Origin of the sequence: Methyloprofundus sedimenti, from assembly GCF_002072955.1 — a bacterium.
In the GTDB taxonomy this organism is placed as follows: domain Bacteria; phylum Pseudomonadota; class Gammaproteobacteria; order Methylococcales; family Methylomonadaceae; genus Methyloprofundus; species Methyloprofundus sedimenti.
The window spans coordinates 2,886,356-2,895,801 of the sequence record NZ_LPUF01000001.1 but is presented as its reverse complement, the minus strand read 5'-3'; the positions used below and the strand labels follow the sequence as shown (position 1 = coordinate 2,895,801).

At 46.7% G+C, this 9,446-nt stretch carries 13 protein-coding genes; 11 read left to right on the top strand and 2 right to left on the bottom strand.

Annotated features, from left to right (window positions below; translation table 11 throughout):
- Window positions 1-757 precede the first annotated feature (757 nt).
- On the top strand, window positions 758-1,957 hold the full coding sequence (gene ltrA, locus AU255_RS12875; RefSeq protein ID WP_332889053.1) for a group II intron reverse transcriptase/maturase: 1,200 nt from the start codon (window positions 758-760) through the stop codon (window positions 1,955-1,957).
- Window positions 1,958-2,119: 162 nt separating this feature from the next.
- On the opposite strand, the gene AU255_RS12870 is transcribed toward ltrA, so the two are convergent.
- Window positions 2,120-2,575: an RrF2 family transcriptional regulator gene (locus tag AU255_RS12870; RefSeq protein ID WP_080523231.1), complete on the bottom strand. Its 456-nt coding sequence runs from the start codon at window positions 2,573-2,575 to the stop codon at window positions 2,120-2,122.
- A 191-nt stretch (window positions 2,576-2,766) separates the two neighbouring features.
- Between AU255_RS12870 and AU255_RS12865 the strand changes: the two genes are divergently transcribed.
- From AU255_RS12865 to glgC, 7 genes are all read left to right on the top strand, one after another.
- Complete coding sequence (locus AU255_RS12865; protein WP_080523230.1) at window positions 2,767-3,141, top strand: group I truncated hemoglobin; 375 nt, start codon at window positions 2,767-2,769, stop codon at window positions 3,139-3,141.
- Between the two features lie 664 nt (window positions 3,142-3,805).
- Complete coding sequence (locus AU255_RS12860; RefSeq protein WP_080523229.1) at window positions 3,806-4,135, top strand: cupin domain-containing protein; 330 nt, start codon at window positions 3,806-3,808, stop codon at window positions 4,133-4,135.
- Between the two features lie 53 nt (window positions 4,136-4,188).
- Entirely contained in the window at window positions 4,189-4,572 is a 384-nt protein-coding gene (locus tag AU255_RS12855; RefSeq protein ID WP_143735927.1) for a DUF488 domain-containing protein, read from the top strand.
- Window positions 4,573-4,740: 168 nt separating this feature from the next.
- Window positions 4,741-5,322 carry a uracil-DNA glycosylase family protein gene (locus AU255_RS12850; protein ID WP_080523227.1) on the top strand — a complete coding sequence of 194 codons (582 nt, stop codon included), beginning with the start codon at window positions 4,741-4,743 and terminating at the stop codon, window positions 5,320-5,322.
- Window positions 5,323-5,421: 99 nt separating this feature from the next.
- On the top strand, window positions 5,422-5,592 hold the full coding sequence (locus AU255_RS12845) for a rubredoxin (RefSeq protein ID WP_080523226.1): 171 nt from the start codon (window positions 5,422-5,424) through the stop codon (window positions 5,590-5,592).
- Between the two features lie 82 nt (window positions 5,593-5,674).
- Complete coding sequence (locus tag AU255_RS12840) at window positions 5,675-6,022, top strand: cupin domain-containing protein (protein WP_080523225.1); 348 nt, start codon at window positions 5,675-5,677, stop codon at window positions 6,020-6,022.
- A gap of 149 nt (window positions 6,023-6,171) precedes the next feature.
- Entirely contained in the window at window positions 6,172-7,395 is a 1,224-nt protein-coding gene (gene glgC, locus AU255_RS12835) for a glucose-1-phosphate adenylyltransferase (RefSeq protein ID WP_080523224.1), read from the top strand.
- A 212-nt stretch (window positions 7,396-7,607) separates the two neighbouring features.
- On the opposite strand, the gene AU255_RS12830 is transcribed toward glgC, so the two are convergent.
- The gene (locus AU255_RS12830; protein ID WP_080523223.1) at window positions 7,608-8,054 is read right to left on the bottom strand and encodes a transposase; all 447 of its coding nucleotides are present in this window, start codon (window positions 8,052-8,054) and stop codon (window positions 7,608-7,610) included.
- Between AU255_RS12830 and AU255_RS12825 the strand changes: the two genes are divergently transcribed.
- The 3 genes from AU255_RS12825 to AU255_RS19825 all read left to right on the top strand — a co-directional run bounded on the left by AU255_RS12825 (window position 8,027) and on the right by AU255_RS19825 (window position 9,418).
- On the top strand, window positions 8,027-8,578 hold the full coding sequence (locus tag AU255_RS12825; RefSeq protein ID WP_080523222.1) for an REP-associated tyrosine transposase: 552 nt from the start codon (window positions 8,027-8,029) through the stop codon (window positions 8,576-8,578). The genes AU255_RS12830 and AU255_RS12825 overlap by 28 nt on opposite strands.
- Window positions 8,579-8,674: 96 nt before the next feature.
- Window positions 8,675-9,178 (top strand): REP-associated tyrosine transposase, encoded by a 504-nt coding sequence (locus AU255_RS12820; RefSeq protein ID WP_143735926.1) that lies wholly within the window; start codon window positions 8,675-8,677, stop codon window positions 9,176-9,178.
- Between the two features lie 54 nt (window positions 9,179-9,232).
- Complete coding sequence (locus AU255_RS19825; RefSeq protein WP_143735925.1) at window positions 9,233-9,418, top strand: hypothetical protein; 186 nt, start codon at window positions 9,233-9,235, stop codon at window positions 9,416-9,418.
- The last annotated feature ends 28 nt before the right edge of the window (window positions 9,419-9,446 follow it).

Here is a 9,446-nt window from a genome sequence, read left to right as displayed (position 1 = left end):
TAGTCAGCTAGCTGGTGGAAATCCGGCCTTTGCCCTGTGAGAAGGGAAAAAGTAGGCGAAAGCAAGGGTGTCCAAAGAAACTCCCGGTAGCTACCCAACAGGGAAACACGGTTATTGGGAGCCAATGCGGAATCTGAAGGAAGCTCTAGCCAAATCGATCACCTAAACGAAAGTGAACCTTCGTAAGGCGGCAACAAGGGGATAAGGCCCGCGACCACCGAAGTCCAATATTCTCACCGTAACGTGTTGTTGTATTGAAGGTAGGTAGATCGAGAGATAGTTGACTATCTTACCCAGTGAAGAGCCGTCGGCTTTGGGTCGGAGTAACTGCGACTCCTTAAGCCCTAAGCGCTACAGTAATGTAGACGTTATGAACCGAGGGTTTTTCAGATGAAGCCATAGTAATCGTAAAGTTTGGTGCCGATGAATTCATGGTGACATGAAGGAGGGTAAAACATCAAATCAGCAACAGGACGTTGGAGGTGAAGGGCGGAACACGTAAGCGGCCATGGCCGTTGATTATAAACTGATGGACTGAGATCAGCCTAACAGGAACAACCCTCTATTCGCGTCGTAAACAGTGAACGAATCGGTTGTGCGAGATTGAAGAAAGCCCATTGCAAAGAAAGAAAAAAAAGTGAAATGAACGAACACGACCTATTAATAGAGGAACCCAGACTTTTCGACCAGTTATGCTCAACCTTATACTTGGGCGTCGCTTTTTAAACAGGTAAAGAAAAACAAAGGTAAACCCGGCATAGACGGAATAACCATTGCAGACTTTGAAAACTCGTTTAGACGAAGAGCTAAGTCAGTTGCAAGAGGAACTCGCAAACTGGACTTATCAACCCTCGCCAGTCCGTCGAGTAGAAATAGCCAAGCGGGAGGCAAAGGTGTACGACTACTCGGCATACCGACGGTACGGGATCGAGTGGTACAAACAATATTAAAGCTACTGCTGGAACCGGTCTTTGATCCGCATTTTTCACCGCACAGCTATGGATTTCGCCCAGGGCGAAGCCAGCACGAAGCGGTACAAGCGGCACAACAGATAGTGAACAGTGGCAAGCCCTACGTGGTGGATATAGATCTATCCAAGTTTTTTGATAGAATCCATCACGACAGGCTGATAGCCCGAATGGGCGAGAAAATATCCGACAAACGGATACTTCGCCTAGTCGGAAACATGTTGCGTAGCGGCGTCATGATCAATGGCATCGTCAACCCCAGCAAGGAAGGCGCAATGCAAGGGGGCTCACTCAGTCCCTTGCTGAGCAATATCGTTCTGGATGAACTGGATCAGGAATTGGAAAAACGTGGACTGGAATTTTGCAGGTACGCGGACGACTGTAATATCTTCGTAAAATCGCAAAAAGCGGCAGATCGAGTGATGGAAAAAGTCAGCCAATTCATCGAAAAGAAGCTGAAACTGAAAGTGAATCAGGAGAAAAGCCAGGTGGCTAAATCCGATGCGGTAAAGTTTTTAGGTTTTACCGTGGTTAAGGGGACAATTGCCATTGCGCATAAAGCCCTGCAAACAGCCATGAGTAAAATCGAAGCACTGACACCGCGAGGTACACATCAGACTCTGGATACATCACTGGACGAGATCAATCAATGGTATGTGGGCTGGTCAAATTACTACAGTTTGACTTACTACCCCTCACAATTGAATAAAATCGAAGCCCATATCAGGCGACGACTACGATCACGAATAGTCGATCAACAAAAGAGAAAACAGCATCTATATCGAAAACTGGCCAAACGGGGCGTACCACGAAAACAAGCATCAAAAGCCGTCTTTTCAAACAACAAACGGTGGCAACTCTCCAATGCGCGAGCAGTGACGAGGGCTTATCCGAACAGTTGGTTTATAAATCTGAAAGGGCAGGAAATACGATCCGACCGAAAGTTAGAGCATTGGTTTGAAGTTTCTCAATGGATACGTCTTGCGTGAGGAGCCGTGTACGGACCCGTACGCACGGTTCTGTGGGCAGACGGGAGCTGCGGCTCCCTCTGACCCGATAAGCCTATCGAACCCGGAATTTACCCGCATGAGTTAGCGGGTGTTGAACGACGTATCCAGCAGATTATTGTCTCGAACAAGGGCGAGAACGATTTATCTGTCTTGGGGTTTGTCGGTGGGGAGTGAAGGTAAATTTATGTTGCCACCTAAGCTGGCGGCATCTGCTAAAGTATATTTGTCCAATACCGCCATAAATGCCCGCTGCGCTTCGTATAGCGAGGCTTTGAGAAAACAGTTGCGGATCAGGAGGCAGTTGTTATTAGGTGTGTCGAAACACTCGACCAGATTCATATTTGCTTCGGTCTGCCGCACGACGTCGCCAACACCGATGGTAAAAGCAGGTCTGGCCAGCTGGATGCCGCCACCTTTGCCACGGGTCGAGATAATGAAGCCTTGGTTAGTCAAGCTATTTGCTACTTTTACCAAGTGATTGCGTGAAATTTGATGATAGTCGGCGATTTCGGCAATGGTTGCCATTCCCGGCTCCGGCAAGCGGGCAAGATAAATTAATAAGCGCAATGAAAGATCCGTGAATTGGGTAAGCTGCATTTTGATACTCCTTTAAATTTGCATGTTTTTGTTTGGACTCTAAAAAGCATGATATAGGGGTTGACGATTTTATAATCAAGCAATAAGATGCATTTCAGATATATATTAAATTTTCGGTGTATGGGTTTATATAGCATTAATCGATTACTTAAGACATATCTTAAATACTTTTTATACTATTTGGAGCAAAAATGTCACAACAAGATTCTTTATACGAACAAATAGGCGGTGAAGCCGCTGTTAATGCTGCCGTTGATATTTTTTACCGCAAAGTGCTAAGTGATGAGCGTATCAATACCTTCTTTGATGATGTAGACATGGAGGAACAAGCGGCTAAACAAAAAGCTTTCTTGACCATGGCTTTTGGTGGTCCGCACAATTATACCGGTCTGGATATGCGCAAAGGCCATGCTCACCTGGTCGAGCGCGGCTTGAACGACTCGCATGTCGATGCCGTGATCGAAGATCTGGGCGACACCTTACGCGAATTAAACGTAAAAGAAGAGTTGATAGCTCAGGTCGCGGCAATCGCTGAAAGCACACGCAACGATGTGTTAAGTCGATAACCGTTCAACTTGATTTATGGGGCGCACCGCTATGACTATTATTTGTCAGGCAAAAGACAGCGATGAAATGGAAGATAAGCTTCCCTTCTAAACTGTTTAACCCCTAGCGGTGTGGCCGTGCCTTTTTCCTGTCGTAGCGGTGTCCTGTGTCAGACCTGTCTGATGTGCGCGACAGGCGGCACACAATAAAGCCTCACAACAAGGGCTAAAGGACTATCTAAAACTGCAGAACGACACGAGCTGACAGAGCATGCGAATTTGAATGATATCCCCTGTCTTTTCGGGGAGAATATCCCTGCTGGCTATGCGATAGGCTGCGCTCACGACATTGCCTTTGAGCCATCCCAGCCCGGTAGGGTGAGCAGTTTTTTTGCTCATCTTTTTTATCGGTAAATGACGGGCAAACGGTAAAGTTGTTTGCCCACCCTACGTTGAATGTGGGACGACGTTGATATGTCGAATTACCGCCGTGTGGATACACCGGGGGCTTGCTATTGCTTTAGGCTGCCCTAGTATTACAAGCCGCAAGTTTGTGACGTAAAAATAGCTTAAGTAATTGTTTTTACTTATTTAATAATTTCTGTCGTTGTTCACTGACTTCGGCGAATGCTATACTGAATTAGTCACTTGTGTTTGATAAATTTACACGTATGAGGAAATATTAATGGCTACACATCACGCATCATCCAATGAAGTTGTTGACTTGGCAACTTGGGCACAAGACGTCCCGAATGAAAAATCAAAAGTCATTGTGAAAACAGATGACATGGAACTTGTCCGCCTGGCTCTTCCGGCGGGTAAAGAATTTGCAGATCACAAAGTTTCAGGGCCTATCGTGGTTCATTGCATAAGCGGAAAAATTGAGTTCGTAGCCATGCAGACAACACAAGTATTAACACCCGGCCAGCTCGTTTATTTAATGCCGGACGAGTCGCACGCCGTGAAAGCAGTGCTGGATTCAGTGGTGTTACTCACAATCTTCTTTAAAGCCTAAACGGTTAGTGCCATGCTGGACATATTATTCAAACAATGCGGCTGTATACCCTAATGCAACAGCCAGAACATGATCGGTTCAGGATTAAAAGGGTATACGAACTGCCGGACAAGCAGGATGGCCAACGTATTCTCGTGGACAGACTCTGGCCACGCGGTTTGACCAAGGAAAAAGCCCGCGTTGATCTGTGGTTAAAAGATATTGCGCCTAGTACGGAGCTTCGGAAATGGTTTGACCACGATCCTGACAGGTGGCATGAATTTAAGGCGCGCTATCTGGATGAACTCAAGGGTAATCAGCAGCAAATCCAGCTGTTAAAGCAAGAACTGGACAAGGGGTTTGTGACGCTCGTCTATGCAGCAAAGGACGAAAGGTATAACCAGGCAGTTGTAATTCAGGAAAATGACTGGCTTTTCCGTCAGCGAGAGGAAGATTAATGTCCCGGTACAGGCGAGAGATAGAGGGTATTAATCTGGGAAGGAGGCGGTCGCTAGCCGTACCGAACAGATCAAAGCACAGGCTGCCTATAGTCTGTGCTTTGACTGTCCGCACGCTTCGCTTCGAGACAAAATGGATTACTCGTCAGTGATTAGGCAAGTCAGCCCATGAATTCATTTGCCTCGTTGCTAGCCGAAGTACGTGACTGCTCTATTTGCGCGGCCCAGTTGCCGCATGGCGTACGGTCCGTATTGCAGATACACCCGCAAGCTCGTGTATTGATTGCCAGCCAGGCACCGGGAAGAAAAGTTCATGAATCCGGAATACCTTTCGATGATGCCAGCGGTGATCGCTTGCGTGAGTGGATGGGGGTGACGCGCGAGGTTTTTTACGACGCGCAACAAATCGCCATTTTACCCATGGGCTTTTGTTTTCCCGGCACGAGTAAACACGGCGATCTGCCGCCACGGCCTGAATGCGCGGAGGCATGGCGGGATCAACTTCTCGGGCATCTGCGCCACCTTGACCTTACGCTGGTTGTTGGACGGTATGCGCAGGCGTATCACATTAACGAAGCCCACGGGTCACTGACCGAGACGGTTAGCAACTGGCAATCCTATTGGCCCAAGATAATCCCCCTTCCGCATCCGAGTCCACGAAACAATATTTGGCTGAGCCGCAATCCGTGGTTCGAGCAGGCCTTACTCCCTATGCTTAAGCAGCGAGTAAGCGAGGCACTTGAAAAATGAAGGTGCTGTTAGGCTTTTTTCTTTTAGCTATTCAAGGCATGGCTTTGGACAGTAGCATCTTATCTACTTTTATTAACTAATCCATTTAGGAGAGTCAGCATGTCAGATTTTAAAAAATATCAGTGCAGAGAATGTGAACATATCTACGATGAAGCCAAGGGCGATCCCGATAGCGGTCTTGCGCCTGGAACCCGTTGGGCCGATATACCGAATGACTGGTCGTGTCCGGTCTGTGGAGCGCCTAAAGATTTTTTTAAACTGATGGAATAAGACTTTACTTCACTCATGACAGTAGGCGTCGACGAGATCGAGCGCCTATCTGTTTGGTAAAAACACATTGGAAAATTAAATTATGCAAGCAGAAAACGTACCCAAACACAAAGGACTCAGCGGCGCCGAAATCACTCATGCTGCCAGCTTGGTGAACTACCAGGAAGGGTCAATTGTCAGCCACGAAATGGTCAAAAAACCAACAGGTACTGTGACTATTTTCGCGTTCGACGAAGGCGAAGGGCTGAGCGAACATACGGCCCCATTCGATGCCCTTGTGAACGTACTCGAAGGCGAAGCGGAAGTCAGTATTGCAGGCAAACCAAATCACTTGCATGGCGGGGATATTATTCTGATACCCGCACAGCAGACGCACAGTCTTAAGGCGCTGAAGCAATTTAAGATGATCCTTACTATGATTCGATCCTGAATCTGGATCAGCAATAGGCTGAGAGTTAGTGATGTATTTCAATTTGCCTGAGCGACCAGGGGCCACTGGGTGAAGAACTAAATTGTAAAGGTGGCCCATAAAGGTATTTTTCTCATTAACAATGTTTGACTTTAGAAACGGAGGGCAAGATGGCTATCCCAAAAGTGCTTGCGATTGTATTGGCTGGCGGCGAAGGCTCTCGCCTGAACCCACTCACTGCAGAACGATCAAAACCGGCAGTTCCATTTGGTGGACGTTACCGCCTCGTCGATTTTGTGCTCAGCAATCTGGTTAATTCGGAAATCCACTCAATCTATTTGCTGGTCCAGTACAAATCCCAGTCATTGATCGAGCACGTACGACGAGCATGGTCGGTTTCGAATATCATTGCGGACCACTTTGTGACTGTCGTTCCGCCCCAGATGCGCGGCGGCCCGGATTGGTTTCAGGGCACTGCTGACGCCGTCTATCAGAACCTGGGGTTGATAGAACATCACCGCCCTGACATAGTGGCGGTCTTCGGCGCCGATCACATCTATCGCATGGATATTAGCCAAATGGTTCAATTTCACCTGGATCACCAGGCCGATATGACGGTGGCAGCCTTACCCGTGCCCCTGGACCAGGGACACAATTTTGGCATCATCACGCCGGACAATTCGTCACGAATCATTGATTTTCAGGAAAAACCCGCACAACCCAAGTCTATTCCTGGCGATCCGCAACACTGTCTTTCCTCAATGGGTAACTACCTGTTTAAAACCCAGGTGCTCATTGATGCTTTGGAGGAAGCGCATGCCCGAGGAGAAAAAGATTTCGGCCATGATGTACTTCCTAAACTGATGCGCACGCACAAAGTCTGTACTTATGATTTCACTTCTAACCGAATACCGGGCGTCAAAGCTTATGAAGAATCGGCTTATTGGCGCGATGTCGGCAACTTTGAGTCCTATCATGCGGCGCATATGGATCTGCTTGGATTGGAGCCGCGGTTCGATACCTTCAATCCCGATTGGCCTATTTATTCGGATCATTATTTCGGGCCGGAAGCCAGAATCATTAACGGTGAAATTCGAAACTGCATTATTGGCGGAGGAAGCGTGGTCAATGGCGGCAATATTCGCAATTCGGTGATCCGACATGAGGTAATGATAGAACCTGATGTCGATATACAAGACTGTATCATTATGGATTACTGCGTCATAGGCCGAGGTTCCCGGCTTCGCGGTGCCATCATTGGCCGATATAATCTCATTGAAGCAGACACGGTGATCGGCTATCACCCCGCATCCGACCGGGAGCACTACCATATTAGTCCATCCGGAATCGTAGTCGTACCTAAAGGTAAACGAGGGCAAATCCGGGTGTATTGATTGCCATACTGATTCTCAAGCCTCTTGCGTTATTTTTGGGAGGTCAGGGTCAGGAGGCTATGGTCAGGTCTTTAAATATAAGGTCTTGCAATATAGTAAAATTGAACTATTCAAACTGCATGGCGAGACCACTCAGGTTAGAATTAGCAGGTGGGGTGTAATATGTGGTTTTGCGGGGAAATGCAAGGAGCGAGATATATTACATATCCCACTTAAATAGCGAACTTCATTGAGTGATTAACAAAGCTTTGAGCATTATCTGTACTGATGCATCTCAACCCTTCGGCATAAGCTTGATATAACGCTTCAACGGTTCGTGGTCTTTGTTTGCGTAAGTACTGTTTAATTTTATTCCATGCTAATTCAATCGGGTTAAGGTCAGGTGAGTAAGGCGGTAGATAAATAAGCTTTGCTCCTGTTTTTTGAATAAGATCCTTAATCTCATCTACTTTATGAACTGAGGCATTATCCATCACAACATAGTCACCTTCAGCGAGTAAGGGGCAAAGAAAATGCTTCAAAAAGCCCGGTAGGGTGGGCAGGCTTTTTTGCCCACCTTGTGTATCGGCAAATGGTGGGCAAACGGTAAAGCTGTTTGCCCACCCTACGTTGAATATGGGAGGACATTGATATGTCGAATTACCGTCGTGCGGATACACCCGGGGCTTGCTATTTCTTTACTGTGGTGACATTTCGACGACGGAATATTTTAACCGATGAGGGTTTTCGTGTCTGGTTACGCAATGCGCTAAGCAATACACGAAAACGCTATCCTTTTACAATTGACGCCTGGATATTGTTGCCCGATCATCTTCATTGTATTTGGACCTTGCCGGAAAATGATAACGATTTTTCGGTACGCTGGAATGGCATCAAAAGGCAATTTACAAAGTCTGCAAAGGATAGCTTACACAAACCTGAATGGGTGAATGCCTCGAAACAAAAACATCGGGAAGGCACCATTTGGCAAAGACGTTTTTGGGAGCATCAAATCCGTGATGATAATGATTACCAGCGACATATGAATTATATTCATTACAATCCGGTTAAGCACGGACTGGTAAAAGCTGTGAGTGAATGGCCATATTCGACATTTCATCGCTATGTCAATCAGGGAATATACCCGGCGAATTGGGGTAGCAACAATTTAATTCAAGACGATGATATGGAATATGGTGAGTAGGGTGGGCAGGCTTTTTTGCCCACCTTTTTTATCGGCCAATGGTGGGCAAACGGTAAAGCTGTTTGCCCACCCTACGTTGGATGAGAGGACGTAGTTATGTCGAATTACCGCCGTGCGGATGCACCCGGGGCTTGTTATTTCTTTACTGTGGTAACATTTCGACGACGGAATATTTTAACCGATGAGGGTTTTCGTGTCTGGTTACGCAATGCGCTAAACAATACACGAAAACGCTATCCATTTACAATTGATGTCTGGGTATTGATGACCAACCATGTGCACCTGCTGTGTACGCCGAGAGCCCATAATGCAGTTAGTTTAATGATGCAATCACTGGGCAGGCAGTATGTACGTTATTTCAATTTTAGCTATAAACGAAGCGGGTCGCTTTGGGAAGGTCGGTTTAAATCCTGCCTGGTGCAAGAAGACAATTACCTTTTACACCTTTATCGTTATATTGAACTCAACCCGGTCAGAGCAGGAATGGTAAAACATCCGTCAGATTATAGCTGGTCAAGTTACCCAGTAAATACGTTAGGAAAAGAATCGACTTTATGTACCGCTCATCCTTTGTATTTAGCGTTAGCGAGTGAACCCTAAAAGAGACGGGAAAATTACCGTGCATTATTTAAATATCCAGTCGAAGGACAATTATTGGACGATATTCGAATTGCGGCAAAAAAAGGCATGGTGCTCAGGAATGAACGGTTTACAGCGGAAATTGAGAGATTAACAGGGCGCAGGATGACAGCAAAAAAATGGGCAGTGAGTAGGGTGGGCAGGTTTTTTTGCCCACCTTTTTTATCGGCCAATGGTGGGTTATTGGTGGGCAAACGGTAAAGCTGTTTGCCCACCCTACGTTGGATGA